The organism is Domibacillus sp. PGB-M46 (assembly GCF_022668875.1).
Classification (GTDB): domain Bacteria; phylum Bacillota; class Bacilli; order Bacillales; family Domibacillaceae; genus Domibacillus.
The window spans coordinates 59,012-84,783 of record NZ_JAKGCR010000014.1; the positions used below are offsets into that span (position 1 = coordinate 59,012).

The window sequence follows — 25,772 nt, forward strand, 5'->3', positions numbered from 1 at the left end:
AGAGTGGCTGATGAAAAAGAAAAAAACGAATTAGATTACCAAGATTTAAATGAAATAATAGAAAACGCAAAAGATTTCTTCCGGGATGAAATTGCCCCTAGTCATATAGCCAACACAAAAAAACTTGTAAAATTAAAACAATTCAACCTCAACCCCTTTTTGGATAAATATAAAGCAAGTTTTTTAACCGGTAACGTAGACCCAATAAGTGTAGCTCAGGCGCTAGTCTATCCTAGGGTTTTAGGTACTTCTATTAATACTATTTTTGGAGACAAGCTCCAAAAATTTTGCAGTGAAGTTCTAGAAGGTTTTGGATCAACAACTCCAGGAATCGATATTGAATTTATTGATAAGATTGATGGAAGAAAAAAATATTGCCAAATAAAAGCTGGCCCTAACACCATCAATAAAGACGACATAGATACTATCAAAGGGCACTTCCAAGCAGTTAAAAACCTTGCCCGAACTAATAAATTGAGTATTGGTTTTGATGATTTAATCGTTGGGGTATTTTATGGAACCCCTCAAGATTTAAGTAACCATTATAAAACCATCAATAAAGAGTACCCAGTCATTGTTGGAGAAGAATTTTGGCATCGATTAACAGGTGACCTAGAATTTTATGAGAAACTAACAAACGCCATCGGTGAAGTTGCATCAGAATATGATAGTTCCGAATTGATTAATCAAGTTATAACCGAGTTAGCCAAGGAAATTGCAAAAAAACCTGGATTTGAACCTCCTGCGTCAGATAAATAAACGGGATAAAAAAGAAAAAGAGGCTTTCTTTGCGCCTCTTTTTCTTTTTATTTAAGCTTATTATTAACATTATCTTATTTGGTCTAATACATTTACAATAGAGAGGCCTACAGCCTTAGCCATATTCACAGGAACTGCATTCCCGATTTGCTTATAAGCATTAGACTGTGAACAATCAAATTCCCAATTATCCGGGAAGCTTTGTATTCTTGCATATTCCCTTACTGTAAATGGCCTAGTTTCATCAGGATGGCATCTCTCTGTTTGTTTCTGGGCAGGTGAACAAGTTAATGTCAGGGATGGTTCGTCCCAGGATAACCTTCTAGCCATTCCTGTCCTGCCTCCCCCTGAGTAATAACTAGCCCCCATATACTTTTTGGCAATGTCGTCAGGGAGGTCTCTCCAGTATCCTCCTGGAGGAACAAGATCTAACACACTCTTTTTAGATTCAGGATATTTTGCCCCTTCAGAAGCAGGCACGTCCTTTAGTATATCTTTTAAGGTAAGCTCATAACCAAATGGTTGGGGCAAACGGTATTCAAGCTGATACTGGTCAACCAAATCATTTCTGATCCCTACAAGAACAACCCTTTCCCTCTTCTGGGCAACATCATAATCTAAAGCCCTTAACACTTTCCACTTAACTGTATAACCAATGTCCGAGAAAACTTTGAGCATTGTCGCCATTGTTCGGCCACCGTCATGACTAACCAAACCTCTAACATTTTCAGCTAAAAACATTTTAGGCAATAATTGCTCTAAGATTTTAGCATAATAGTAAAACATTGTTCCCCTAACATCGTCCAGTCCCATTTTCTTTCCTGCATAGCTAAATGCTTGGCAAGGGTAACCGCCTGATAATAAGTCCAATTCTCCAATAGGCATGTCAACAAAGTTTCTAATCCCCTGTTCTGCCACTTCAACGATATCTCTTTCGACAACGTTCCAACCAGGCCTATTCTTTCTAAGTGTTTGGCATGCATATTTATCATTTTCCACTAAACCTTTAGATTTAAATCCAGCTTCTTCAAGACCTAAAGCCAAACCTCCTGCTCCAGCAAAAAGTTCCACAACCGAGTAATCTCGACGGGCTTTTATCCCTCTTACTTCGACATAATCATGGCCATGAAAATCCATAACATTTAAAATGTCATCTTGAGATCCTTCCGTCACCTTATTTGTATGCCCTAGATCTAATTCAAACTGTTCAAAATCTACTATTTCTTCAAAATTGACTCCAAGTATTTCTGACAGTTTTAAAGCATTAGACTTAATAGGATTATAAGAGTTTGAAAGAAGCATAGAGACTTGATTTTTAGTGATGCCCATCTTGTCCGCTAACTCTTTTTGAGTTCTAATCCCATTTCTTTTCATATGTAGCCTAACTTTTTCTTTACTGATAGTATACAATTTGTAACCCCCATAATAGTTAATGTATTTCTTTAACTATTTGATATGGTTATTATATTGCTTATCTGTACCTATGGTCAATATTTATCTTTGGCAAACGTACTTAAGTATTTATTTTGAACAATTTTATACCGTTTTTCCTGATAAGTTGAACTTCTGCCTGATAGCAATTATGCCCAGATCAGCGTGCCAATGTAATGATTCGAAGAAGTTTAGGCTGCTTAAGAAATATGGCAATGCTTGCCCCAACATTTATTTTGATATGAAATGTTCTTTATAAGCTACCTTCATATTAAAGTTATCTCTTATATAGGGATTAGGAAGAACGGCTTCTTTAATTTAACATATATTTTCATCACAGCAACGAAATTTCCAGAAGTGAAGACGTTCCATTTTCCTGCTGCCAGTTCCCTGGAATCATCCTCATTCCTTATGTTTAACTTTTAATATTTGGGTGTATACCTTTTAAGGGAAATGGGGAAAATAATCCTGAAGTAATGTCTCAATTACTTCAGACAACTAGATGTCTTGTTTCGAGCCAGGTTCGCCTGGCTTTTTTGAGTTGCCCAATGGATTAGACCCAACTTATTCTTTTTTCTGTCGGTTTGCCGCCCCCTTTTATTTATTTAAACACGCCTTTATATTCCCAACCTAATTCATTAACTAACACTTTAGACTTCATCATTCCACTTTAAAATTTTGAAACAGTCAAGCCTGCTACTTGGCTGCCCTCTTCCAAATCACTTTGTTTAGTGTGTCTTTAATTTTTCACGCATAATTGTTTACGCCAGAATCGGTTATGGATCGTACCGTTCCTGCTTCTGCCTTCGCTATCTTCTTTTTAATGAACGGCTTATACACCCTTACGGTTATCTGTATTGTTTCTTTCCGTAGCTTATCCGGACAGTGTTATGCAGCAGCTAATTTTACACCTTCCTTTTAGCCGGGCCGTATATCCATCCCAGCCCTTGTCTAAACAAAGAGAACCCTATGCAAGCAGTTCGCCAGGAATAGTCAATTAACCCACTTAATAACCCCTTTTGGTCCCTCCCTCATATCATAGGGAGAGAACAGCGAAAGGAGGAAATAAAAATGTATGGATATAGCAGTGGTTATGGAGGCACAAGCACATTTGTATTGATTGTTGTTCTGTTCATTTTACTCATCATCGTCGGTGCGAGCTTTTATTAATGCGTAAGAAGGAGGAGCGGGCAATGAACGATAAATTTTTCGGCAATATTGAAAAAAAGACCGGCGTGCGTATGGGTGATGTATTTGCACTCGTCGACTCTCTTCAGTATGCTGATTTCAAAGATGAACGGACAATCCGTGCGGTTGTCGCGCAAACAGCCGCGCTTGCCGGAAAGAAAGTGCCAAAGCCGGTCGAAGATGAAATCGTCCGCACGATCTTAAAAGACGGCAAAAAGCTCGATATAGATACGATCACAAAGATGATCAAATGAGCCCGGAAAAGGAGCAGTGGCAACGCTTCTATTTTTCCTGTTTCAACATGCCAAATAGAATTGTCCCCTGTGATCAAAATACCTTTAAGCAGCCAGCTGCCGGTACTTGACCGGCGGCTGGTTATATAGTTTCGCTTGGATACAGACATGGTTATAATAGTGAGTATCGTTTTCCACAGTTGCTCTACAAGGGAGGGTCGTCGCAGCGCTCTCCAAATTGTCGAGATAGAACGCTTCTGACTTTAGCGAGGAATTAAAGGATACGATGGAGGCATTATCAGTGGTTGTCCTTTTTCGAGACACGCTAGTACAAACTGATTCAAACAAAAAGAATTTGTAAAAGAATACTTTAAACCGATTTGTGCTATCCTCCTCGGTGTTATATGTTCTTTTTTGGATAAATTCTAATATGAGAAAAAATGGTAAGCTATTGCATACAGAAGAAAAATAGGATCTTAATACATAAAAGAAAATAAAAAACCTTCCTTTTTGAACTACAATGATCGTGCTCAGAAAAGGACGAGTTTTAGAAAATAATAATATTGTTTGTAGAATAATCAGCCGTAGCATTTCGAAGAAGGACAGCCAAAAGAAGCGTCCAGAAAATCTGAAAGCTTCTTTTGGCTGTTACCTTAATTTTTACTTCGCTACCAAGTCCGAATATAGTTTCCTTTTCCTTATTTCTCATCTTCTTTACTATCTTAGATACTACTTTCAACGGATATTCAAACCATAATACCATAAATTCTTCGCCCTCATTCCGGCGTACTAAACTTGTAACTTGTACTTTTTACAGCTGTTTGTAGAAGCGTACCTAGCTAATTTAAAAAGGTACCCCTTTCTTTATGGCGTCCGTTTCACTTACTTTTTTAAAGAAATCAATATCAACATATAGAAGCAACAATGGCTGTTTCTTGCTTTCCGCTTTCCTCGCCAGCTGGTTGAACAGTTCATCGAAATGTCCGATAACTTCTTCGTATATAAAGTGTTTAGGGCACTAATTACATCATACCGCCCCTTATCCCGCCTATAAAACAACAAAAATTAAATTAAAGAATAGTTTTAAATCAACGTTTTTTAACGTGCAGAGAAAAGCCAATACAAAAAATAACCAAACCTTTCAAGGCATTTAATACACCATATAAACTTATTCTTTCAATGTATAATGGATGGCCATTATTTCTTGGTCAAAGCGCTCATTAAGATCAAAAAGAGGATTTTGGATCATCTCAACCTCACCCGTTTGCGTATTTACCAAACATAGGAAATAAGCATCCTTTAAAACTTCTGCCTTCTTTCGTTCTGCTCTAGACAAATAAAAATGCTCGTAATCAAACAAATCAAGATTCCTATAAATTTGCCGAGATTAATTAAAATAAGAAAGAACCTCAGCTGAAGTGCACTCCAATTATTAGACGCCACCTAACAATTGGAGGTGTATTTTTTTGATTTATTATTCAATGCATTTCAAAAATTATAACTAGTTCTTCCATAACTAGATTCTCAAAGCTGTGTGTTATTCTAAATCATCTTCCAAATTACCATTAGGTTTCTCAACCGGCTTATAGTCCCCCAATTCGATTCCCAGATCAAAAAGAATGTTGTTCAGTTTATGATACAAATCAGGATTTCCTCTTCTTGATTTCTCCTTATCGTTGACGTTTGTCAGTTGGCCATTTAATTCAAATGCAATTCCGTCTCTGTGCCGAAAAATAACCAATCCATCAATAACTGCCCTTTTTTCGGTCAATTTTGTTGCTTTGAATCTTCCATTTTGAATTGATTTTGTTTCCACTTAATCGCTTCCTTTCCATGAAGAAGTTTTTTACTTCTATTTTTTATATCATTTTTATAAAAAAATAGGTAGATGTAGACTTAGATAGAGGAACGATTCACACCAGACAAACGTTAAGTCATGACGAGAAAGACTTCATTGAGGGTGCAAAACCGCTTCGAGTATACGTTCGATCACCCTATTAACTGAAACAGCCTCTTCTCTAAAAAAACATAAAGCGAAAATAATGGAAGAAAAATTAAAAGCGGGGACTGACTACATAGACCATAATTTAGTGATATGTACGTGTTACGGAAATGTTTTAAGTCCCAGAAACCTACTGCGTTATTTTCAAGGCTTTAATTCAAAAAGCGAAAGTAACGGAAATACGGTTTCACAATCTAAGTCATACTCACCCTGCCTCACTTTTATTAGAAGGAATAAACCCAAGGGTTGTAGCGGAATGTTTAGGCCACAGTAAAGTTAGTACAACATTAGATACCTATTCTCACGTGCCGACTAACATACAAAAGGAAGCAGCGGAAAAACTGAACAAAACTTTATTTGAATGACCCTGAATGCAAATAATTATAGTTACTCCCACCAAACGGTCGCCACATTGCCTACTGGATCTAAATTTATTAATGCTAAATAAAATAAAAAAACTGCAAACCCTTGAGTATCCAGGATTTACAGCTTTGAACATTGATGATTTCTACTAGGTTCAAATCCGCGACCTCTACCCTGTCAAGGACGAGACTTGTATTCCTTCCAGTTATTTAAAGTTACCGACCGTATCTATAAATCCTGATAGATCAACGTTTCTGAAGTTTTTTGTGTTTTTAATAATCAGAGGTTATCGCTTGTTATTTTAATTGGCATGCCACGGGAAATGCCAATTATTCAATGAAATTTATATCACTTCGTAGGAGACAATCCTGATATTTAATCGGATAAAAATCTAGCAAACTAAAATAGCTTTTGCTTTGAAAAAAATAATAAGGATTCTATAGAATTAAACTATCTAAATAGAAAGATTATGATCCATTATTTCTCAAATATTAGTATAAAAAACAAGACCTCTGCAGTCATAAAAAATGCTTCAGAGATCTTGACTATTAGTCATAGAGATAATTTTATATTTATTGCACCATCGACAAACTCATACGATTTAATATTACCCATGGGTATTTTTTTTATTATATCCCATGTATTAAAATCAATTTTAATTGTTCGATTCGTATATTCTAAAAACGGTGGTCTATTAAAAATCTTACTGTTGATAAAATTCATATCAACCGGCTTTATCTCTACTAATTCAAATACAATCATTCTTTTTTCTAACTGAACCGGTTTTAATGTGATTGTAAATGAAACGTTCTTCTTTAACATCATTTTCTTTACTTCTGTTGTTCCTTGAAGTACTAGGTGTTCTGGTGTTATTTCAACTTTAATATCCTGCTCATCTGATTTCATTTTAATTAAACTCTCCAGCATCATTGCTGTAATCGGAATCGGTAACCCATTTGTGGAAATATCAGTAAGCTTGTCTTTGAATTTATTGAACATGATTTATTCCTCCAATCAATAGTATATTTGACTTTACACAAATCCCAAAACCATCAGACCAATTAAAATTATCAATAACTGATTCTGCTATTTTTTCATACATTAGATCAATATTGTTTTTGCAAGTTTGATACTGTTCATAATCATAACGTAGTTTTATAATTCTATTAAAGTGTCGTTTAATTGCCTTAATCACAGAATTGATAACATATTCTTTAACACGAATTTTAACCATCTCATTCACTTCCCGCAATTTCTAATACTCTAATCTACTATATCGGAAAAATATCTAACTTTTTGACTTCAAAATATACATAGATAGAAAATACCATATAGGTATATTGCAAAACATCCGTCAATGTTAAACAGATGTTTTGCAATAAATACTCTAATCTTTTATGGAATTAGTATAATGTCGTCGATACAAAGAATTAATTGCGGAGTGTCTTAATATTCAAGCAGCTGCAAAATTTTCTGAAGAAGAAACAGGAGCCAAGCGCTTCAACTGGTCTGCGATAAATAATCGAATTTGATTTAATAAGCCATATTTTCAAACTGGTGTTACGTACTTTTTTACAACAGATCAAGAAGCCGTGAAGAATAAACATGTCGAACTTTCTGAAAAATTTTAATCGGCTGTGTGATGGAATGCAGTTTAAAAGATCTATAATAGAAAAGACCCCTTCCACCTAATAGGCGGAAGGATTCTTTGCAAGATTCTTTCTTTATATTGACGTTTATCAATTCCTTTGTCATACATGTTATGGAGCTTTTAACCCAATATGAGCTTTGCACGAGGTCACCATTTTACTGATAAAGGGAGAAAAGTGAGTGACAGACAACCGATTTGCTTTGATAAGTCATTCGGATACCCGTGAAACTGCATGTATGCCTTTGACTAATATACAGTTTGATTCCTATTTAATGGTTCTATTACATTATAAAAAAGCTGGGCCAGCTTTTTCTTATCCAATTAAAACGTAAAAGTGGAAATCTCTTTTTCCATTACGTCTTTTGCAATCATTTCACAAGTATCTATAGCGCGTTTACCCATATAAAACGTTAAAGAAAAGCCAGCTCCGGCTCCAATGACCGGAACGAATTTCCCGAAGTTTCCAGCTGCAAATCTTGGAGCAAATCTTTTCACGAGGGGTAAATATAACTCTTTGGCCCCTGCTCCAGTTTTTAAAACATTTAAGAATACGTTATATTCCTGCATTTTCTCTGTTTCCTGTTCTTCCAAAAGAGCAAGACGCTTTTCCGATAATGAAAAATGACTGCCAATTTCTTTAATCATTTTTATATTTGCCGGTACATCAATAAAAACCCCTGCACCGACAGGTACTAGTCCCGCTCCTGCGCTTAACGTCGAATACCAGAGAACTGTTTTTAACGAAGCTTTTTGCTTAGCTTTTAAAAAAGACTCCGAATAGGCTTTTGCGTTTCGAAAAAATTTCTCTTGCAGTCCGGAACTAAGCTTACTAGCAATAGCTTCTTGAAGTTTTGCAAGACCTTCCCCAGTTCTTGAGCTAACGAATAGTAAAGAATGATTTGAACCAAATAGCTTCTTAACATAAGTATTTTCGATTTCGGCTTTCAATTCTTCTAGACTTACTTCGTCATCGTAAATATCATCAGATTTGCTTCTAATAAAAATAACATCCTGAGCATGATTTATTGCTAACTTAAAGAAATGAGCATCGTCTTCATTTAACTTATTAGAAAACATGCAGATCAAGATATCCATTTTCTCAACGTTATAATAATCCCAATAATCTTCTACATTATGTTCTTTGGGCAAACCATTATAACCTGGTAAGTCCCAAAATACGATAGAATCATTTTCACCCCATGCAAACTTCGATAGTTTAACCCTGGGCTTTACACCAGAGTCTGCAATTTTTTTCCCGCGATTTTATTCATTAAAGTGGATTTACCTACTCCGGGAGATCCTAGAAATCCGATATTTAAAGTTTTATGAAATTCCTTTTCTAATTTTTTGTGAATTGCATCAACCGGACTTCCATCTGCACCCATTTCTTTCAGAATTTTTTCTAACTCTTTATCCCATTCTTGATTTTCCATCAATAATCCTCCCTCGAATTAATATAAACCTATCATAGGTAATATACCCAATATTTCTCACATTCTGTTTCTTTGTAGCAATATTGTCGAAATTTCTAGTATTTTCTGTTCGGGATGCCGCCCTATTAGATTTAAATGTCTTTCTTTTAAAACCTGACAAAAACACCTGTTTATTCGCAGGGGTTTAAGGTGAATTGTTTATCATTTAAGAAATGAGTGGAATCTTTTAATATTGCAGCACAGTTATGTGTTATGAAATTAAGGTTTATATATATGTAGAAAATCCAGGCAGAAACCTGCTTTAAAAATAGCATTAGAGTAGAAAAAGTTAGAAGCAAATAAAAAGAAAGATTGTAGAGCAACAAAACCTGCATACCATGTGAACAATAAACCTCTTCCAAATAAAAGAAGAGGTTTTCCTTCTAGAGATACTCCCATACCGAGCTACCAAGTTTGAACAATCTCTGATTTTATATCGGTAATGTTATACCCGCATAAAGGGGTCATGTCCTGGGGGCAAGAGGAGATGCCGATTATTAGATCTGTTAATGCTTGAAAAACAACAAAGTCTCCTGGTTTTGATTTAGGCTCGGTTGGTGCAGCAAATGTTCCATCCGAATTAACAGGACTATTTTGAAACAAATTAAGCGGGTCTGGAATATATCCATAGTCAATACCATACTCTCTAAGAGCCTGCGCAAAATTATCCCGGCAATTTCTATGATTCTCCACATTAAAATCCAACCTGTAACGCTGGGAATCACAGCACGGATAAAGGGTATCATGCACCCCGACGGTATCCTCCACCACTTCAAACAACTCATGGCGATAATTACTGAACAGCTTATCCCCCTTTGTGACGGTTAGCCGCCCATTCATTGTTCTTGTGTGAGCAGTTGAAAGAAATTCCTTTTTATTAGTCAAGCAGATCGCGATAAAATCAGCCACTTGTTTTCCTTCAACATCTGTCACTTTTAAATATTCTCCTTTTTTGATTTCAAAGGCAGCTCCTGTACCTCCTGGAATAATTTGTTCTTTCAGGCTCATCTTTTTCTTCACCTCCACCTAGTCTCCTTTTCTGTTCCTTTATGCTTCTATCTTTTTGCTTTCAGTTAAATGGCTGGTTTCCTTTTCTCTTTTTTTCGTAATAAATCCAAGAAGATCGAGGATCAGCCGCGCTGCCGTTTGGCCTGTCATCCCTGTAGGGTCATAGGCAGGTGCCACTTCTACAAAATCAAATGCTACGACGTCTCCATGATTGGCAATAGCCTCAAACAATTCATTGAGTTCATCATAAGAAAAACCTCCTGGTGATGGAGTTCCTGTTCCCGGACAAATCGAAGGATCCAGACTATCTACGTCAATGGTGAGGAAGTAACGCTCTCCTTTTGGGATTCGGCTTAAGACCCCTTCAATTCCTATTTGCCGTATTTGCTTTGGACTCAAAATAACACTTCCATAAGCTTTAGCATCATCAAAATCGCCTTTTATACTGCTGCCAATCCCGCGAATCCCAAGCTGGACCATTTCATTCACATGATCCATTTCGGCCATACGCCTCATTGGGCTTCCATGGCCAAAACGCTGTCCGGAACGCTCGTCAGCCCAGTCCAAATGTGCATCAATTTGGATAGCGCATAACGTTCCAAGTGAATTTAACGCTTGGGCTACGGGAATCGTGATCGAATGATCGCCCCCTAAAATAACAGGCAAGACACCTTTAGACACTATTTTCCTTACAGCTTCTTCAATGTTTTCGAAACTTTGTTGAAGATCCCCGTGGACAATATCGACATCTCCACAATCTACTATTTTTAAAGGCGGAGCAAGAAATACCTCATCACGCTCCGGATCGTAGGATCCATTTAATCCAAAACTGTAGAGTGTGGAGCCTTCCCGAATGCTGCGAGGACCAAAGCGTGTACCTGAACGCCACTGCGTCCCCATATCGTAAGGAACGCCGATAATGGCAATGTCTGCATCCAGTTCATCCAGGTTGGTGCATACAGGATATTTTGCAAAAGAACAAATTCCTGTAAAGGGTAAATTTAGTGTTTGTTTTTCGTAAGGTCTTTTTGATTCATACATATAACTTCCTCCTTTGGTTTTCCTGTGTTTTTTCTTTTACTAGTCAAGTACACTCGCTAAAAATTGGCGCAATCTTGCACTTTTAGGATTTGAGAACAGTTCTGAAGGAGCTCCCTCTTCTACAATTACTCCCTGATCCATAAAAATGATTCGATCGGCAACGTCCCTTGCAAACCCCATTTCATGAGTGACAACAACCATTGTCATTCCTTCAGACGCTAAATCTTTCATGACCTTTAAAACATCTCCAACTAACTCGGGATCCAATGCTGAAGTCGGCTCATCAAACAGCATGATTTTTGGATCCATGGCTAGAGCTCTTGCGATGGCTACCCGCTGTTGCTGCCCTCCCGATAAACTGGAGGGGTAGCTCGACCGTTTATCCGATAATCCAACTTTTCTAAGCAACACCTCTGCTTTTTCTACCGCTTGTGCTTTCTCTTGCTTTCTCACTAACAAAGGCGCTTCAATCACATTATTTAAAACCGTTTTATGCGGCCATAAATTAAACTGTTGAAAAACCATTCCAACCCTCGATCTAATTTCCTGAATATTTATTTTTTTATTATCAGATTTGTTTTGTTGTGAAAAAACTGCTTCACCGTCAACCGAGATCGTTCCGCCAGATGGAACTTCCAGCAAGTTAAGGCAGCGCAACAACGTACTTTTACCGGAGCCACTCGGCCCGATAACACAAACAACCTCGCCGTAGTTGATATTTAAGTCAATGCCTGTTAAGATTTCTTGCGCCCCGTACGATTTGCGCAACTCTTTTATTTGAATCGCCTGTGTTTTAATGGCTGTTTCAACCATCTTATCCCTTCTTTCCTTATGACCTTAATTTCACATCTTGTTTTTTCATAAAAATCAATTTATTCGGCGAGCGTTCACGAACGTTTAGATAACGAGTTGAATAGTTTTCCAACCCTTTCAATAGATTTGCAAGTGCCGTAACAAGGGCCCAATACAAGAAAGCGACGAGCGTGTAGATTTCTACATAATTGTAAGTTTCACTAATAGCCCGTTGCCCTACAAACGTCAACTCTTGCACCGTAATGACAGACAAGATAGCGGATTCTTTAACCAATGTTATAATTTGACTGGTTAAAGGGGCCATGATTAGCCCCCACATTTGAGGAATGACGATTCTGTATAAAATAGATTTTTCCCCCATACCTAGTGCACGGGCTGCTTCAGCCTGACCTTTATGAACGGAAAGGATTCCGGATCGATAAATTTCAGCGAAGTAGGCTCCACCATAAAGACCGAGCCCTAAAATGCCTGCTGTCATAGCACTAATGGAGATACCGAATACCGGGCCGACATAATACAATAGAAACACTTGAATTAAAAATGGTGTGTTCCGAAAAAATTCAATATAAGTATTCGCTAATGTAGCTCCCCAGCCAGGAAACCTTATTTTTAGCCAACAGATCAGCCCGCCAATGAAAAGTCCCAGGAGAAGACCAATGAAGCAAATAAATAAGGTGATTAAAAAACCTTCCAAAAGCGCTGGTCCGTAACGAGGTACAATGCTAAAATCAAATATCATATCACTACCTCCCTAACGGTAAGCGGCCGCTTTGCGCTCTAAATATCTTGATCCTTGTGAAATGGCCAGGTTCATTAAGAAATAAAGCAGCGCTACAGCAATGTAAATTTCTGCTGGACGATAGCTTGTACTAACTATCTGTTGGCCTACTCGTGTAAGATCAACTACAGCAATCACAGACACAAGCGAAGAATTCTTCAGTAAAGTTATAAGCTCATTTGTAATAGACGGAAGTATTTTCACAAACACTTGCGGAATGAGAATCCGAATCATCGTTTGGCGTTTAGAAATTCCTAACGCAAAAGCGGCTTCATGCTGTCCTTTTGGAATAGACTCAATACCTGCTCTGATAATATCAGCTTGAAATGCTGCGGTATTTAATGCCATGGCAATTACACCACTCGTAAAAGCAGGTATTTCCAGTCCAAAGTTTGAAAAACTAAAATAAACGATGAAAATTTGAATGATAAAAGGAATTCCCCGCAGCAAGTTGATAAAGATACGGGTCGGTACAATCAATGTTTTTTTGCCGCTCAGTAAGAAAACAGCAAGTACAAGCCCGCTTATAGTTCCGATGACAATAGCCAGCAGAGACATTTGAAGAGTGACTAAAGCACCCTTTAACAAAATCGGCAGACTGTCTATAATCAAATCAACGTTAATGTCCATGCTTCCCTCACCTCTTTATTCTGGCAGGTAGCCGGAATCTGGAATTTCCATCGTAAACCCAAACCATTTCATTTGCATTTCCTCCAGTTTTCCACTGTCGCGCAATTCCAAAATTTGTTTGTTTAGGTAGTCAAGAAGTTCTTTATCCCCTTTTCTTACTGCCCAGGCAATCCACATCGGCTCCCCAAAAGTATCAACAATCTCATAAGTATCCGGATTCTTTTTCAAAATTCCCGCTAAATTTGCTTTTGTATTAACGACTGCATCGATTCGGCCTGTTGCAAGTTCTTGATAGGCTTCTGGAAACGCAACATATTCCTTTATTTCCTTCACACCGTTTCCTTCAGCTTTTAAATCTTTATCAAAAGTTTGAAGTGCTTGTAACATTCCAGATCCAAGCTGAGTGCCGACTACTTTTCCACTGATATCTTCAGGCTTTTGGATAGACGTATCCCCTTTTCTTTTTAAAACAGCCATTGTTCCTTCTGCAATCGGTACAGTAAAATCATATTTCTCAGCGCGCTCCGGCGTGATAGTTACGGATGTAGCTACAAAATCAAACTTTTTGGCGTCAAGGCCTGGCAATATCCCTTGGAAAGGAAGGTCAAGTTGTTCAAGCTCTACATCAAGGTCATCTACCATAACGGATAAAATATCGGATCCATAACCTACAATTTTTCCATCCTTAATAAATTCAAAAGGTTCAAAGGCGGATTCAGTTCCTACAATTACTTTCCCGCGGCTTTTTATCTCATCGTAAGTGGAGCCGGTCGCTTCAGATTCTTGAGAAGAGCCAGCGTTTGAAGAGCTGCATGCGCTTAACATTAATGAAAAAATGATACAAACGAGGGGTAAACGTAAAAACGGTTTTTTCATATTTATCGCTCCTTTTATTTAGAATATTATAAATATTTAGTAAACTTTGGTCGTTTTGGTTTATTAAATTGGACGGTTTCCTCATTGATTAGATAAATCCTTTTAAACATCATATCATCTGATGTTTACATCAAAAAGAAAGGTTGTTTCGCAGTTTGACGTTTGCCTTCGCCCACCTTTTTGCATCCTCCACACTCTGGTTTGCAATTGCCATATATAAATTTTGATGAACTTGCGTATTTTCCTTATAGTAATCTTTCGTGTCGAGAAGTACAGTGTCAAACATTTGATGCAGCAGCTTACAAACAAAATCATACATTTCTGTTAAAGCTGAATTATGAGCTGCTTTGCATATTTCAACATGAAAATGGATATCCGCTTTTAAATACTCATCATATTTTTTCTCCTTTAAATATTGATTTCGCAGATCTAATTGTTGTTTAATTTTATGTAAATCATTTTCAGTTCTGCGCTGCGCTGCTAACCCGGAGAGTTCGATATCTAATATTTGAATCAGTTCATTTAATTCTTGCCCCTCTACATGCTGTAATTTTTTTTGAAGAGGGTCCTCAGAAAGCAAATGCTCCGTTGAACGAATGTACGTTCCATCTCCTTGCCGTACTTCTAAAAGCCCCGAATAAACCAGGATTCTAATAGATTCCCGAATCGTCGAGCGTCCTACATTAAATAATTTCATTAATTCTGATTCGGCAGGAAGTTTATCGCCTACTTTATATTTCTCCGATTGGATAATGCCCTGTAATTGCGTTAATACTTGATCAACGAGTTTTTGCTTGTTTACTTTTGTGATATTTTCTTTTATTTGCATATACTAGCAATCACCTTCCATTCAAATTAATTGTTTTGTATTCCTTTATCTTGAAGACAGTGTATCATCTCTTTTTTTCCTTCTTCCATAAACATGTAAGAAAATATACCCTAATTATTAGAATGTTCAGAATCCAATACAAAGGATTTATTAGTTAAATTGTTGGTAAAGAAGAATAATCCTTGGACATTTGTTTTTTGACAGCTAACAAACTGAGGAATTCAAAAACAATGGTTGCCCCCGTTAAGGTAGTGATCTCGGCTGGGTCTAAAGCCGGCAGTACTTCAACTAAATCACAGCCAACTAAGTTAATAGCTGTCAGCTGCCTTAACATACTTTGAGCTTCCGTACTTGAAAAACCCGCAATTTCTGGTGTTCCGGTACCCGGTGCAAAAGCTGGATCTAAAAAATCAATGTCAAACGTGAGAAACACTTTTGAATCTCCTAGCTGTTCCAAAGCCCGGCGCATTGTCTCCTGTAATCCAATTTCGCGCATTTCATCAGCTGTAATAACGAGAAAGCCGAGCTTTCGTGCTTCTTCAATATCATCAGGGTGATAGACCGTACCTCGCATCCCTATTTGCACTGAACGACAAGGGTTAATAATTCCTTCTTCTACAGCTCGTCGAAAAGGAGTCCCGTGCGTGTATTTTTCACCCCAGTAGTTATCCCAGGTATCACCATGAGCGTCAAAATGAAGCAATGACAAAGGGCCATGCACAGCACTGATCGCCCGAAGTTCCGGCAGAGTAATAGAGTGGTCCCCCCCTAGCACGATTGGCACAGCCCCTTTTTCCGTCCATGCTTTTACATGATCTGTAATGTTTTGATGACTCGCTTCTGTGTTCCCTGGAATAATCATCACATCGCCCCCGTCTACCCCATTGAGAACGTCCGAAGGCTTAATTTTGTGAAATACATTGGCGGGTCTTAGTAAACTAGAAATACGCCGAATGCCTTCAGGACCAAACCGGGTGCCTGCTCTATAGCTGGCAGATGTATCAAATGGAGCCCCCAGTATAACAAAATCTCGTTTTTGAACTTCCGGTTCGTACGGCAGTCTCATAAAAGTTCGAATACCGCTAAACCGAGGCATTGTGTTTACTTCAGGTAAGTTAAAAAAGTTTTGATTGCTCATTTTCTTTCCTTCCTCCCGTGGAACAAATATGAATTTTCAAACCAATTTCCTTGTAATTCTCTTACGCCTATCCTATTAGCAAGTACATTTCTAAACAACTTGTTTGTAAGATGCCCTAACATCTTTTTTCAATTTTTAAGAAACCTCTATATGATGAGTGAATGCTAGATAATGATGCTTTTTCAAAAATTGTTTTGCTGGTAGACAAAAAAAGGCCTGCATTTATCAGCTGTAATTTTGAACAGGTCTGAAAGATTTACCCGGCGGTTATACATTCCTTTTTTATTAATACAGAAATATTTAATCTGTCAGAAAACCTTACAGGAATTGAGAAAAATGCCTTTTAGTGCATTAAGATCAACGTAACAGCCAACACAGAAGTAATGTTTCTTGTATTGTGATCACAAATCACTGATCACAGAAAAGAGGTGAATTAAATGTCTGAGCTTATTACAGTCTCAACCGTAAACAAGGAAGTTTATAAACAGCTCCGCCAGCAAATCAGGACCGGAAAAATTAGGCCAGGGTCGAAAATTACCATCCGGGAAATTGCAGCACGCTTTGGCGTAAGTACAATGCCAGTAAGGGAAGCCATACGTCGTTTGCAGGCAGAGGGATTTTTATCGGTAGAGACCAGAAGTGTAACCGTGAATAAACTTTCATTGGATGAAGTGAATCAGCTGTTTGTGATTAGGCAGCGTCTAGAATCGCTTGCTATTGAATGGTCCCTTCAAAATCTAGATGATAATCATGTGGAAGAGATAAAAGAGCTTGAGGAAATTTTAGAAGAAATGGACAACAAAGAAATTAGCTACAACGACTGGCAGCGATTAAATCGCACTTTTCATCTGACTATGTATAAATTAGCGGATTCCCCGTCCTTGCAGCAGTTAATTGAAAATGTATGGGATAAGGTTACGCCCTATATGTTTATTTATTCGTCTACTATTAATTCCTTTGAGGAAGGTCAAAAGCAGCACTATTTAATGTTAGATTACTTGATAAAAAAAGATGAAGAAGCACTGACCGACTTACTAGTGGAACATTTAGAAGATACATATAAAGCCATTCAAAAAGGGCTCGAAGAAAGCAACAAGTAACATATTTTATCTGAATATTCCAAATTATTTTTTGTAAATAAGGAGTGACTAAAATGGGTGCATCTTCATTTTCATTTTTAGAAACAACCATCGAAGAGATTCAGCAGGCTATACAAAAAGGAAATCTGACCAGCTTTGAACTGGTTGAATGGTATATAGAACGCATACAGTCTTTTAATCAATCTGGCCCGGAATTAAATGCAATAGTCAATGTAAATGAAAAAGCCCGTCAGGAAGCAGTAGAGCTTGACCGTTATTTTAAAGAGAATGGCGAGTTAAAAGGGTCTCTCCACGGAGTTCCTATTCTTGTAAAGGACCAAGCCGAAACAAAAGGGATTCCAACCACGTTCGGCAGCAGCGCTTTTAAAGAATACATACCCAAATCAGATGCAACCCTGGTTGAAAGACTGCGGGAAGCGGGTGCTATCATTTTGGCGAAAACGAGCATGTGCGATTTTGCTGCAGGATGGTTCTCCTTTTCATCTGTTACCGGCCAAACCAAGAACCCTTATGCGCTAAACCGGGAAGCAGGAGGCTCAAGTGCAGGTACCAGCTGCGGAATTACTTCAAACTTTGGGGCAGTTGGAATTGGAGAAGATACAGGCGGCTCTATTCGTCTCCCTTCTTCGTTCAACAATTTGTTTGGTTTGCGGGTCACCACAGGACTAATCAGCCGATTTGGTTTTTCGCCGCTCGTTCATTTCCAAGACTCTCCGGGACCCATTACAAGAACAGTAAAAGACATGGCGAAGCTGCTTGATGTAATAGTCGGTTATGACGAAAAGGATCCTTTTACTGCAGCAGCTATTCAAGCAAGAGATGCAGGCAAATACGAAGAACTGCTTAAGCAATCTACTTTAGAAGGACGAAGAATTGGCGTATTAAGAGGTGCTTTTGGGCCTGATAATGACGATTCGAGACCCGTTAACCAAGTCATCGAGTCCGTGATAGAATGTTTAAAAGCAGCAGGTGCCATTATTGTGGATTCTGTTGAAATTCCAGACCTGGACCGCTTCTTGGAAGAAACGTCCATGTATACCCTTCAATCAAAAAAGGATATCACGCGCTTTTTAAGCAGCAGAGAGAACACACCGTTAAAGTCTTTTATGGAGGTTTATAATGCTAAAGCGTTTCATCCTTTAAATGATCTATTCCATGATATTGCGGATGGACCTGAAGAACCTGCTGAGCAGGCGGATTATTATCGCCATCGTTTTGCTCAAGAAGAATTTAGAAGAACCGTTATGAATGTGTTGGCTTCTCATAAAGTTGAAGCTTTATTGTTTCCGGACGTAAAAGTTTTGCCGCCAACCTACGAAGAGCTGCATGCGGAAAAATGGTCTTGCCTGACCTTTCCGACGAATACAACGATTTCTTCTCAAACCGGCCTGCCTTCTATGTCGGTTCCAGGCGGATTTACACCAGACGGCATACCCGTTGGATTTGAATTGTTAGGAACGCCTTTTTCAGAAGCTTCTTTACTCCAACTGGCTTATGCATACGAAAAATTAGCAAAACCAAGAAAGCCGCCTGTATTGCCAAAAAAAATAGTGAATCATTAATTGCCTTTTATCATTGGCTGGAGGTTGTTTAATGAAAAAACAAATAGATATTAACGCCGACATGGGAGAAAGCTTTGGTGTTTACAAGTATGGGGCGGATTTAGAATTAATGCCTTATATTACTTCCGCTAACATTGCCTGTGGATTTCATGGCGGTGATCCGCATGTTATGAGAGAAACGGTTCAGTTAGCCGCCTCTCATGGTGTACGTATCGGGGCACACGTGGGTTTTCCGGACAAACTTGGATTTGGAAGAAGAGAAATCAATGCTACCCCCCAAGAGGTCTATGATTATGTGCTGTACCAGCTGGGTGCGCTGGATGGATTCTTAAAAGCAAATAAAACGGTTATGTCACATATGAAGCTGCATGGGGCCCTTTATATGATGGCTTGTTCAAGCAAAGTATTAAGTCAGGCAGCTGTACAAGCAGTGGCCGATTACAATCCACGTTTGAATATATACGCACTTCCCTCTTCAGAGCTTGCTGCTTGCTCTGAAGCAGCCGGATTAAAGGTGATGAATGAATATTTTGCGGACCGCCCCTATACAAACGGTCAAGTCAAAATGTTTAACTGGAATCTAAGTGAAATCGGAAGCCCTCAAGAGATTTCCAAAACCATTGTCTGTTTGCTGGAGAAACAGCTGACTGCTGAAAGTGCACATACAAAAATAGATACGATTTGTGTTCACAGCGATACGCCTAATGCAGCATTAATTGCAAAATGTATACACGTGGCTTTGCAAAAAGAAGAGCGCCTTATTTCTTTATAAGCAAACAGAAGTCAATGACAGCTTTAACCTATCAAAAGAAAGAAGGAATCGATATGTACATTGAAGCCAACCCCTATCTGTACCCCTTTAACGGAGAGTTGACCGCCGGGAACACGGCACTCGTCATTATTGATATGCAAACTGATTTTTGTGGCTATGGGGGCTATGTTGATCAGATGGGCTATGATATTTCACTAACAAGAAAAGCTATAAAGCCTATCAAAGAACTTCTTGAGCTCGTAAGAAAAATAGATAATTTTACTGTCATTCATACAAGAGAAGGACACCGGCCCGATTTATCAGACCTTCCTGAGAACAAACGCTGGAGAAGCCAGCAAGCCGGCGCAGAAATCGGCTCACAGACAGCAAATGGACGGATCCTTGTTCGGAATGAGCCAGGATGGGAAATTATCGAGGAGCTGACACCGGCGCCTGGAGAAGTGATTATCGACAAACCTGGGAAGGGCAGTTTTTACGCCACAGACCTTGATTTAATTTTGAAAACAAAAGGCATTAAAAACTTGATTTTAACCGGGATTACAACGGATGTATGTGTTCATACAACCATGAGGGAAGCAAATGACAGAGGTTACGAGTGTCTGATTTTAGAAGACTGCACCGGTGCAACAGACTATGATAACCACCTGGCTGCACTTAAAATGGTGACGATGCAGGGCGGCGTTTTTGGCAGTGTCTCAAGTTCAAACCATGTTATTAAAGTACTTAGCGAGCTGCTTGTTAACGCTTGATTCAAAATAGAATTTAACCAATTAAAGGAGGCAGAGAAATGAGTATAAACGAAAAAGCGATTTTAGAAGAAGAATATGAACGTTCCGCTGTCCCAATCCAAGCCCGGAAAAGTTTATTGTCCGTTTCATTGGTATGGATCGGCTTTCCGATGATCATCACAGCTTCTGTAACGGGTGCTGCCATTGTTACCTCCTTAGGTTTTTGGCAAGGAATGCTTGCCATCCTGCTTGGAAATCTTATCTTATTCGGATATGTAGGGCTATTGGGAATTTTAGCGACAAAAAAAGGTTATAACTTCTCTCTGCAATCGGCTATTACCTTCGGGCGCAAAGGATCAATGATTGTATCTGGCTTGTTATCTACTCTTGTTATTGGCTGGTTCGCTGTGCAGACAGGCTTAACAGGCAGCAGTATGAATCAGGCTTTTGGATCTAACTTCTTTTTGATTACATTAATCGCAGGTGTTTTATACATTGGGGTTACATTGGTAGGGGTAAAAGCTTTGACCTATATTGGGGCCATCTCGGCTCCCTTCTTCTTCATTTTTGGCCTTTGGGCAGTTGGAGACGCCGTATCGGCGGGCGGCTGGTCCTCTATTACAAGCTTTGCTGGAAACAATACACTAAGTCTGGGTATTGCAGTTACAATGGTTGTTTCTTTATTTATTGACTCAGGAACACTAACAGGTGACTTTAATAGATGGTCTAAAAACACAAAAGAATCCATTATTGCGACAGGTACTGCTTTCCCTTTTGCCAATATGACAGCTATGGTATTTGGCGGGCTGATTGCTGCAGCTGCCAGCCAGAATGCCGACCTTTTCCAATACATCGCTGCAAAAGGCGGAGCTATTTCACTGATTGCTGTATTGCTATTATTTTTGAATTTAGGCAGTGTTTGCTCTCATTGTCTTTACAACGGAGCTGTTGGATGGTCAAGTCTTCTCGGGAAGAAAATGAGAACAACCGCTTTTGTCTTGGGTGTGATTGGTATTATTATTGCCCTCTCAGGTGCTTGGAATCACTTTATTACATGGTTGAATTTGTTGGGGATTATTGTTCCCCCAATTGGAGCCATTATTATCATCGATCAAATGTTTATTAGGAAAAATGCCGACATTTCCGAATCATTTCGCTCACAGCCGTTTGTTGCTTGGTTTATTGGCTCATTGGCAGGCTTGGTTACAGAATTTTATGCTCCGTTTTTATCCACGGCTTTTGCAGCAATGATTGTGGGCGGCGCGGCTTATGCCTTGCTCTCAAGAAAAACTGCCAGCGCAGGTGAAATTCGAAATGCAGGTTGAGTTTTGGAACATACAAATTAGCATAAGAAAAGGAAGTGGATTTCAATGAGTGGTCTTGGAGGATTAAATAAGTCTCCCGATGGAGTTGTCATCGGCTTAGTTCAGCTTCAGCTTCCAACGGTAAAAACAAAAGAAGATCTTCGAAAACAGACAGATCGTGTGTGCGAGCTTGTGGGCAAAGCAAGAAGAAATCAGCAGACGATAGATCTAGTTGTATTTCCAGAGTATTCACTGCATGGACTTTCTATGGACATGAATCCGGAAATTATGTGCAAAGTAGACGGACCTGAAGTGCGGGCTTTTCAAAAAGCATGCATAGAAAATAAAATATGGGGCTGTTTTTCCATTATGGAATATAACCCTGATGGAAACCCCTATAACACAGGATTAATTATTGATGACAAAGGTGAAATCAAACTAAATTATCGAAAATTACACCCTTGGGTGCCTGTTGAACCTTGGGAACCAGGAAATTTAGGAATTCCAGTTTGCGATGGCCCGAACGGCAGCAAACTGGCCCTTGTTATCTGCCACGATGGAATGTTTCCAGAGATGGCGCGGGAATGCGCTTATAAAGGCGCGGATATTATGATCCGAACCGCCGGCTATACAGCACCGATCCGGCATTCATGGGATATCACCAATCAAGCAAATGCTTTTTGTAATTTAATGTACACTGCCTCCGTTTGCTTAAGCGGAAGCGATGGAACCTTTGACTCGATGGGCGAAGGATCGATTATTAATTTTGATGGTATGCCACTCGTAAAAGGTGGAGGCCGGCCGGACGAAATTATTACAGGAGAAGTAAGGCCAGCACTTGTACGAGAAGCGCGCAAAATATGGGCTGTAGAAAATAATATTTATCAGCTTGGCCATCGAGGTTACGTGGCAGTAAAAGGTGGAGCTTCTGATTGCCCATATACCTATATGAAGGATCTTGTTAAAGGCCAGTATGCTTTGCCATGGGAAGAAGAAGTCGTCCACAAAGATGGTTCTGCTTTCGGCTTTCCTCCTCCAACCCGTTCTTTTGAAAATAAAGCGTTAGTAAAGAAATAACTTGTTCTCTGTTTTACTTAAACAGCCGCGGCTTATTTACCGGGGCTGTTTTTTATTTTGCGATATCCTTCACTTTTCCATCAATCCTTTTTATAAACTCGATCTTCTGTCCCTTTGTCTCGCTAGAATTTAATTATACAAGCGTATTTAACATTAAAATATAACCAATATGTTCATAAAAGAAAAGAATCACCATCAGACTACATGGTGATCTGCCTTTTAATTTATCATGCTGGGTTTCCTGAAGGGGCTGGGAAGGTACTTTTTTAAGATATGGATGATGTTTCTTAGATCGAGTTAACAGGACACTGAGATCAGATTTCGTCAGGTTTTTCTTGTTCTTTTGATAGGCTCTTTGTTTATCAAGAAGAGCGGAATTATACTGCTGGTGGTAGAGGTTAACCCATGAGTGAAGGGTACTTTTTTGTTCCTCATTCGGAAAAATTTCGAAGCGGTAATTCAGCATCATTTCGATTCACCCCCAGTATTTAACAAATACAGCATACCAAAAAAGGGAACTTACATTTCAACTGTTGAGCAACAAATACAAAAAAAGCGACCATTCATCTCCCACTATTACAAAGCAATTTGAAGGAGTCTTCTGGCCGGTAATGCGATAAATAACATTTCTATATTATTTCCCGAAAAATCATCTATATTTGATATTTGTTTAATCTCACATTAAGATATATAATAAAAACGAGCAAAAAGAAAACGTTTTCAATATTTAAATACTTCGTTACTTTTCATAACTATAAGGAGGATTTAAAATGAGCCAAGCAGAAAGAAATTCCAAAGTGCAGAAATTAATTGAGCAACAAAAATTCAATGAGAATGAAATTTCCAAGATGACAGATCCACAGATTGAATATTATCACTGGCTCTATTTTGTTGATTCTATTTATGATTATATGTAACCCAAATATAAAATGATAAAAAGCGGGAAAAACATTGATAATTCAGGTTTTCCCGCTTTTAATTTTATCACTTTCTGAAATAATTTCTTGCAAACCTGCTCTTTGGCAACAAGTGGATTCCGTCTGCTTTTTGACCTTGCTGACTTTCAGCTTCCTTCCTTTTCCCTCCATTCACTTCCTAGCGGCTGGGCACTAATACATAAAAGAAGAGAATGAACTCTACAAAACAGTCGAGGGAACAAAGCTTTCCACTCAAGCCAAAAACATTTTCTAAACAACGTTTTATAATCAACGTATCACGGTACACTGCATCTACTACTAATTCTATGTTCATTCTTTTTTACTTCAATTTAGTTTCTTTTCTATACGGTATGTTCAAACTTCCACTTTCCTTCGAAATATTACGTATTATAAAATTCCCAATAATACATTTTTTTACATTATGGTATAATTATTTGATTAAGGGGTATCTTGCGGAATCCTAGATCAATTTATTGCAATAGAGCCTAGGGAAGCATCGGAATATCGACCATCCTAACGAATAAATTACGCGCGTGTTAGACGATCTGCTTCTTCACTTTTCATCAAATAGCGAACTCATGAAACTGGCTTCAATGGAAATTATTAAGTCGGTTTCTCTTGCCGGAAAAGAATCAAAAAGCGCTCATCAATTGCATCTGCAGCTGGCATCCATGATCGACAGTGCAAAACAAAACGGTAAACTGCATAGCCGTTGGGGAACGGATGTCTTCGCCACAACGATTGGCGGTGTCTATTTCCATATGGTTCTGTCATGGACACTGCTGGAAGTCCAATATACAGCCCTAAGCGAATCATTTAGAAAACAATTTGCTGTCGTGTGGGCAGGTATTAATCGTAACTAGGAGGTGGAGATAAGTTATGTCACAGACAATCCTGATCATAGGTGGCGGAATTGCAGGTCTATGCTCAGCGATCACATTGCAGCAAATGGGGATGAAGGTAAAAGTATACGAAAGAAATACCGAGCCAGCTGTTGCTGGCGCGGGTATCATTATCGCCCCGAATGCTTTGCAGGCGCTGGAGCCATACCGCATTTCCGACGAGATCATCCGTCAAGGTAATCCAAGTGATGGCTTCCATATATTATCGGATCAAGGCCGAACTCTCACTCAACTTTCAGTCCCTTCCGGCTTTGGAAGCTTACATTCCATCCATCGTAAGGACCTGCATCATATTCTTTTATCTGCGCTCCCTCCCGACACTGTAGAATGGGGGAAACAATTTTTGCAGCTTGAGCAAAAGGATAACCACGTGCGGGTTGCGTTCAGTGATGGCAGTCAAGCGGTGGGCGACTGGGTCGTCGCTGCGGATGGCATACACTCCAACATCCGCAAACAAATTTTTCAAAAAGACACATATCGCTATGCCGGCTATACCTGCTGGCGCGGTGTTGTTTCTGTTGACGGTCTTCCATGCTTATCTCATCGTTTTATCGAGACGTGGGGAACAAAGGGCCGTTTCGGCATCGTTCCGCTGCCAAAAAATAAAGTGTATTGGTATGCGCTTATCAATGCCCGACAAAGTGACCCCCGTGTTGCAAATTATTCCACGAAGGACCTGCATCGCCTGTTCCAGAACTATCATGATCCCATACCAAGTCTGTTGTTGAAAACGACATCCCATGACATGATCCATCGTGATATCGTGGATATAGTACCGATGGAACGCTTCTACTTGGATCGAGTTGTTTTTATCGGCGATGCTGCTCATGCTATTACCCCTAATATGGGACAGGGAGCCTGCCAAGCGATGGAGGATGCGCGTATTTTGGCCGAATGCCTTCGCATACAGAGCAATTATCAAGGAGCATTCGCAGATTACGATGCCAAGCGCAGAGAGAGAATCAAACAAATATCAAATCAATCCTGGAAGATCGGAAAAATCGCACAATCAGAAAGCTTCCTATTCACTAGTGTCAGAAATCGACTAATGAAGCATGCCCCTAAAAGGATCTCTCACAACCAAGCCCAGCGCTTGTACAAGTTTCAGCTCTAGGGCCGAAGCGTCAATACTATTTGGCCGCAACCGTGGAAATACTTTCTTCCAACGGTTCCGTCT

29 protein-coding genes and 1 pseudogene are annotated in these 25,772 nt (G+C 39.0%); 13 read left to right on the forward strand and 17 right to left on the reverse strand.

Going from position 1 to position 25,772, the window contains the following annotated elements:
• Positions 1-3 precede the first annotated feature (3 nt).
• The gene (locus tag L2D08_RS15545; RefSeq protein ID WP_242234966.1) at positions 4-759 is read left to right on the forward strand and encodes a PmeII family type II restriction endonuclease; all 756 of its coding nucleotides are present in this window, start codon (positions 4-6) and stop codon (positions 757-759) included.
• A gap of 69 nt (positions 760-828) precedes the next feature.
• Here the strand turns inward: L2D08_RS15545 and L2D08_RS15550 are convergent, their stop codons facing one another.
• Complete coding sequence (locus tag L2D08_RS15550; protein ID WP_242234967.1) at positions 829-2,169, reverse strand: DNA cytosine methyltransferase; 1,341 nt, start codon at positions 2,167-2,169, stop codon at positions 829-831.
• A gap of 1,074 nt (positions 2,170-3,243) precedes the next feature.
• Here L2D08_RS15550 and L2D08_RS15555 point away from each other — a divergent pair.
• Both L2D08_RS15555 and L2D08_RS15560 read left to right on the forward strand, forming a co-directional pair.
• Positions 3,244-3,360: pseudogene (locus L2D08_RS15555) on the forward strand (YjcZ family sporulation protein); the annotation flags it as partial.
• A 23-nt stretch (positions 3,361-3,383) separates the two neighbouring features.
• Positions 3,384-3,632 (forward strand): stage VI sporulation protein F, encoded by a 249-nt coding sequence (locus L2D08_RS15560; RefSeq protein ID WP_242234972.1) that lies wholly within the window; start codon positions 3,384-3,386, stop codon positions 3,630-3,632.
• Between the two features lie 526 nt (positions 3,633-4,158).
• On the opposite strand, the gene L2D08_RS15565 is transcribed toward L2D08_RS15560, so the two are convergent.
• The 3 genes from L2D08_RS15565 to L2D08_RS15575 form a co-directional block, all read right to left on the reverse strand.
• Entirely contained in the window at positions 4,159-4,374 is a 216-nt protein-coding gene (locus L2D08_RS15565; RefSeq protein ID WP_242234974.1) for a hypothetical protein, read from the reverse strand.
• Between the two features lie 405 nt (positions 4,375-4,779).
• Positions 4,780-4,971 carry a hypothetical protein gene (locus L2D08_RS15570; protein ID WP_242234976.1) on the reverse strand — a complete coding sequence of 64 codons (192 nt, stop codon included), beginning with the start codon at positions 4,969-4,971 and terminating at the stop codon, positions 4,780-4,782.
• Between the two features lie 177 nt (positions 4,972-5,148).
• A complete protein-coding gene (locus L2D08_RS15575) occupies positions 5,149-5,427 on the reverse strand; it encodes a hypothetical protein (protein WP_242234978.1) in 279 nt (92 codons plus the stop codon).
• A gap of 326 nt (positions 5,428-5,753) precedes the next feature.
• On the opposite strand from L2D08_RS15575, the gene L2D08_RS24500 reads away from it, so the two are divergent.
• Positions 5,754-5,978, forward strand: a complete 225-nt coding sequence (locus L2D08_RS24500; protein ID WP_375337597.1) for a tyrosine-type recombinase/integrase — start codon at positions 5,754-5,756, stop codon at positions 5,976-5,978.
• Positions 5,979-6,528: 550 nt separating this feature from the next.
• Here L2D08_RS24500 and L2D08_RS15580 read toward each other — a convergent pair.
• The 12 genes from L2D08_RS15580 to speB (L2D08_RS15635) all read right to left on the reverse strand — a co-directional run bounded on the left by L2D08_RS15580 (position 6,529) and on the right by speB (L2D08_RS15635) (position 16,212).
• Complete coding sequence (locus L2D08_RS15580) at positions 6,529-6,975, reverse strand: hypothetical protein (RefSeq protein ID WP_242234980.1); 447 nt, start codon at positions 6,973-6,975, stop codon at positions 6,529-6,531.
• Positions 6,965-7,210: a hypothetical protein gene (locus L2D08_RS15585; RefSeq protein ID WP_242234983.1), complete on the reverse strand. Its 246-nt coding sequence runs from the start codon at positions 7,208-7,210 to the stop codon at positions 6,965-6,967. Before L2D08_RS15585 ends, L2D08_RS15580 begins: the two co-directional genes overlap by 11 nt.
• A 738-nt stretch (positions 7,211-7,948) precedes the next feature.
• Entirely contained in the window at positions 7,949-8,875 is a 927-nt protein-coding gene (locus L2D08_RS15590) for a GTPase domain-containing protein (RefSeq protein ID WP_309241380.1), read from the reverse strand.
• A complete protein-coding gene (locus tag L2D08_RS15595; RefSeq protein ID WP_242234987.1) occupies positions 8,857-9,060 on the reverse strand; it encodes a GTPase in 204 nt (67 codons plus the stop codon). The genes L2D08_RS15590 and L2D08_RS15595 overlap by 19 nt, the downstream gene beginning before the upstream one ends.
• 444 nt (positions 9,061-9,504) lie before the next feature.
• The gene (locus L2D08_RS15600) at positions 9,505-10,119 is read right to left on the reverse strand and encodes a DUF1989 domain-containing protein (protein WP_242234988.1); all 615 of its coding nucleotides are present in this window, start codon (positions 10,117-10,119) and stop codon (positions 9,505-9,507) included.
• Positions 10,120-10,146: 27 nt separating this feature from the next.
• On the reverse strand, positions 10,147-11,148 hold the full coding sequence (gene speB, locus L2D08_RS15605; protein ID WP_242234990.1) for an agmatinase: 1,002 nt from the start codon (positions 11,146-11,148) through the stop codon (positions 10,147-10,149).
• Between the two features lie 39 nt (positions 11,149-11,187).
• Positions 11,188-11,961 (reverse strand): amino acid ABC transporter ATP-binding protein, encoded by a 774-nt coding sequence (locus tag L2D08_RS15610; RefSeq protein WP_242234991.1) that lies wholly within the window; start codon positions 11,959-11,961, stop codon positions 11,188-11,190.
• Positions 11,962-11,977: 16 nt separating this feature from the next.
• A complete protein-coding gene (locus tag L2D08_RS15615) occupies positions 11,978-12,700 on the reverse strand; it encodes an amino acid ABC transporter permease (RefSeq protein ID WP_242234993.1) in 723 nt (240 codons plus the stop codon).
• Between the two features lie 12 nt (positions 12,701-12,712).
• The gene (locus tag L2D08_RS15620; RefSeq protein WP_242234995.1) at positions 12,713-13,369 is read right to left on the reverse strand and encodes an amino acid ABC transporter permease; all 657 of its coding nucleotides are present in this window, start codon (positions 13,367-13,369) and stop codon (positions 12,713-12,715) included.
• Positions 13,370-13,384: 15 nt separating this feature from the next.
• Positions 13,385-14,245: a transporter substrate-binding domain-containing protein gene (locus L2D08_RS15625; RefSeq protein WP_242234997.1), complete on the reverse strand. Its 861-nt coding sequence runs from the start codon at positions 14,243-14,245 to the stop codon at positions 13,385-13,387.
• A gap of 130 nt (positions 14,246-14,375) precedes the next feature.
• Positions 14,376-15,074 carry a FadR/GntR family transcriptional regulator gene (locus L2D08_RS15630; RefSeq protein WP_242235000.1) on the reverse strand — a complete coding sequence of 233 codons (699 nt, stop codon included), beginning with the start codon at positions 15,072-15,074 and terminating at the stop codon, positions 14,376-14,378.
• A 154-nt stretch (positions 15,075-15,228) separates the two neighbouring features.
• Positions 15,229-16,212: an agmatinase gene (gene speB / locus L2D08_RS15635; protein ID WP_242235002.1), complete on the reverse strand. Its 984-nt coding sequence runs from the start codon at positions 16,210-16,212 to the stop codon at positions 15,229-15,231.
• A 437-nt stretch (positions 16,213-16,649) separates the two neighbouring features.
• Between speB (L2D08_RS15635) and L2D08_RS15640 the strand changes: the two genes are divergently transcribed.
• From L2D08_RS15640 to L2D08_RS15665, 6 genes are read left to right on the forward strand one after another with little or no spacing between them, the layout of a single operon-like run.
• Positions 16,650-17,312: a GntR family transcriptional regulator gene (locus tag L2D08_RS15640; protein ID WP_242235004.1), complete on the forward strand. Its 663-nt coding sequence runs from the start codon at positions 16,650-16,652 to the stop codon at positions 17,310-17,312.
• 53 nt (positions 17,313-17,365) lie between these two features.
• On the forward strand, positions 17,366-18,874 hold the full coding sequence (locus L2D08_RS15645; protein WP_242235006.1) for an amidase: 1,509 nt from the start codon (positions 17,366-17,368) through the stop codon (positions 18,872-18,874).
• A gap of 31 nt (positions 18,875-18,905) precedes the next feature.
• Positions 18,906-19,646: a 5-oxoprolinase subunit PxpA gene (locus L2D08_RS15650; protein ID WP_242235008.1), complete on the forward strand. Its 741-nt coding sequence runs from the start codon at positions 18,906-18,908 to the stop codon at positions 19,644-19,646.
• Positions 19,647-19,660: 14 nt separating this feature from the next.
• Entirely contained in the window at positions 19,661-20,395 is a 735-nt protein-coding gene (gene biuH, locus L2D08_RS15655) for a biuret amidohydrolase (protein ID WP_242235009.1), read from the forward strand.
• A gap of 38 nt (positions 20,396-20,433) precedes the next feature.
• On the forward strand, positions 20,434-21,699 hold the full coding sequence (locus L2D08_RS15660; protein WP_242235011.1) for a purine-cytosine permease family protein: 1,266 nt from the start codon (positions 20,434-20,436) through the stop codon (positions 21,697-21,699).
• A 45-nt stretch (positions 21,700-21,744) separates the two neighbouring features.
• Positions 21,745-22,755 (forward strand): formamidase, encoded by a 1,011-nt coding sequence (locus L2D08_RS15665; protein WP_242235013.1) that lies wholly within the window; start codon positions 21,745-21,747, stop codon positions 22,753-22,755.
• 133 nt (positions 22,756-22,888) lie between these two features.
• Here L2D08_RS15665 and L2D08_RS15670 read toward each other — a convergent pair whose 3' ends face one another.
• A complete protein-coding gene (locus tag L2D08_RS15670; RefSeq protein ID WP_242235015.1) occupies positions 22,889-23,224 on the reverse strand; it encodes a helix-turn-helix domain-containing protein in 336 nt (111 codons plus the stop codon).
• 301 nt (positions 23,225-23,525) lie between these two features.
• On the opposite strand from L2D08_RS15670, the gene L2D08_RS15675 reads away from it, so the two are divergent.
• From L2D08_RS15675 to L2D08_RS15685, 3 genes are all read left to right on the forward strand, one after another.
• Positions 23,526-23,672: a BH0509 family protein gene (locus L2D08_RS15675; protein WP_242235016.1), complete on the forward strand. Its 147-nt coding sequence runs from the start codon at positions 23,526-23,528 to the stop codon at positions 23,670-23,672.
• Positions 23,673-24,286: 614 nt separating this feature from the next.
• On the forward strand, positions 24,287-24,556 hold the full coding sequence (locus tag L2D08_RS15680) for a hypothetical protein (RefSeq protein ID WP_242235017.1): 270 nt from the start codon (positions 24,287-24,289) through the stop codon (positions 24,554-24,556).
• Between the two features lie 16 nt (positions 24,557-24,572).
• Positions 24,573-25,709, forward strand: a complete 1,137-nt coding sequence (locus L2D08_RS15685) for an FAD-dependent monooxygenase (protein WP_242235020.1) — start codon at positions 24,573-24,575, stop codon at positions 25,707-25,709.
• The last annotated feature ends 63 nt before the right edge of the window (positions 25,710-25,772 follow it).

Bases quoted from the DNA above. Each gene is read 5' to 3' on its own strand.
- L2D08_RS15685 (WP_242235020.1), top strand. From the start codon at position 24,573: ATGTCACAGACAATCCTGATCATAGGTGGCGGAATTGCAGGTCTATGC.
- L2D08_RS15660 (WP_242235011.1), top strand. From the start codon at position 20,434: ATGAGTATAAACGAAAAAGCGATTTTAGAAGAAGAATATGAACGTTCC.
- L2D08_RS15645 (WP_242235006.1), top strand. From the start codon at position 17,366: ATGGGTGCATCTTCATTTTCATTTTTAGAAACAACCATCGAAGAGATT.
- L2D08_RS15665 (WP_242235013.1), top strand. From the start codon at position 21,745: ATGAGTGGTCTTGGAGGATTAAATAAGTCTCCCGATGGAGTTGTCATC.
- L2D08_RS15625 (WP_242234997.1), bottom strand. From the start codon at position 14,245: ATGAAAAAACCGTTTTTACGTTTACCCCTCGTTTGTATCATTTTTTCA.
- L2D08_RS15565 (WP_242234974.1), bottom strand. From the start codon at position 4,374: ATGGTATTATGGTTTGAATATCCGTTGAAAGTAGTATCTAAGATAGTA.
- L2D08_RS15615 (WP_242234993.1), bottom strand. From the start codon at position 12,700: ATGATATTTGATTTTAGCATTGTACCTCGTTACGGACCAGCGCTTTTG.
- L2D08_RS15680 (WP_242235017.1), top strand. From the start codon at position 24,287: ATGGAAATTATTAAGTCGGTTTCTCTTGCCGGAAAAGAATCAAAAAGC.
- L2D08_RS15670 (WP_242235015.1), bottom strand. From the start codon at position 23,224: ATGATGCTGAATTACCGCTTCGAAATTTTTCCGAATGAGGAACAAAAA.
- L2D08_RS15650 (WP_242235008.1), top strand. From the start codon at position 18,906: ATGAAAAAACAAATAGATATTAACGCCGACATGGGAGAAAGCTTTGGT.
- L2D08_RS15620 (WP_242234995.1), bottom strand. From the start codon at position 13,369: ATGGACATTAACGTTGATTTGATTATAGACAGTCTGCCGATTTTGTTA.
- L2D08_RS15610 (WP_242234991.1), bottom strand. From the start codon at position 11,961: ATGGTTGAAACAGCCATTAAAACACAGGCGATTCAAATAAAAGAGTTG.
- L2D08_RS15595 (WP_242234987.1), bottom strand. From the start codon at position 9,060: ATGGAAAATCAAGAATGGGATAAAGAGTTAGAAAAAATTCTGAAAGAA.
- L2D08_RS15640 (WP_242235004.1), top strand. From the start codon at position 16,650: ATGTCTGAGCTTATTACAGTCTCAACCGTAAACAAGGAAGTTTATAAA.
- L2D08_RS15585 (WP_242234983.1), bottom strand. From the start codon at position 7,210: ATGGTTAAAATTCGTGTTAAAGAATATGTTATCAATTCTGTGATTAAG.
- L2D08_RS15675 (WP_242235016.1), top strand. From the start codon at position 23,526: ATGAGCCAAGCAGAAAGAAATTCCAAAGTGCAGAAATTAATTGAGCAA.
- speB (WP_242235002.1), bottom strand. From the start codon at position 16,212: ATGAGCAATCAAAACTTTTTTAACTTACCTGAAGTAAACACAATGCCT.
- biuH (WP_242235009.1), top strand. From the start codon at position 19,661: ATGACAGCTTTAACCTATCAAAAGAAAGAAGGAATCGATATGTACATT.
- speB (WP_242234990.1), bottom strand. From the start codon at position 11,148: ATGTATGAATCAAAAAGACCTTACGAAAAACAAACACTAAATTTACCC.
- L2D08_RS15630 (WP_242235000.1), bottom strand. From the start codon at position 15,074: ATGCAAATAAAAGAAAATATCACAAAAGTAAACAAGCAAAAACTCGTT.
- L2D08_RS15560 (WP_242234972.1), top strand. From the start codon at position 3,384: ATGAACGATAAATTTTTCGGCAATATTGAAAAAAAGACCGGCGTGCGT.
- L2D08_RS15580 (WP_242234980.1), bottom strand. From the start codon at position 6,975: ATGTTCAATAAATTCAAAGACAAGCTTACTGATATTTCCACAAATGGG.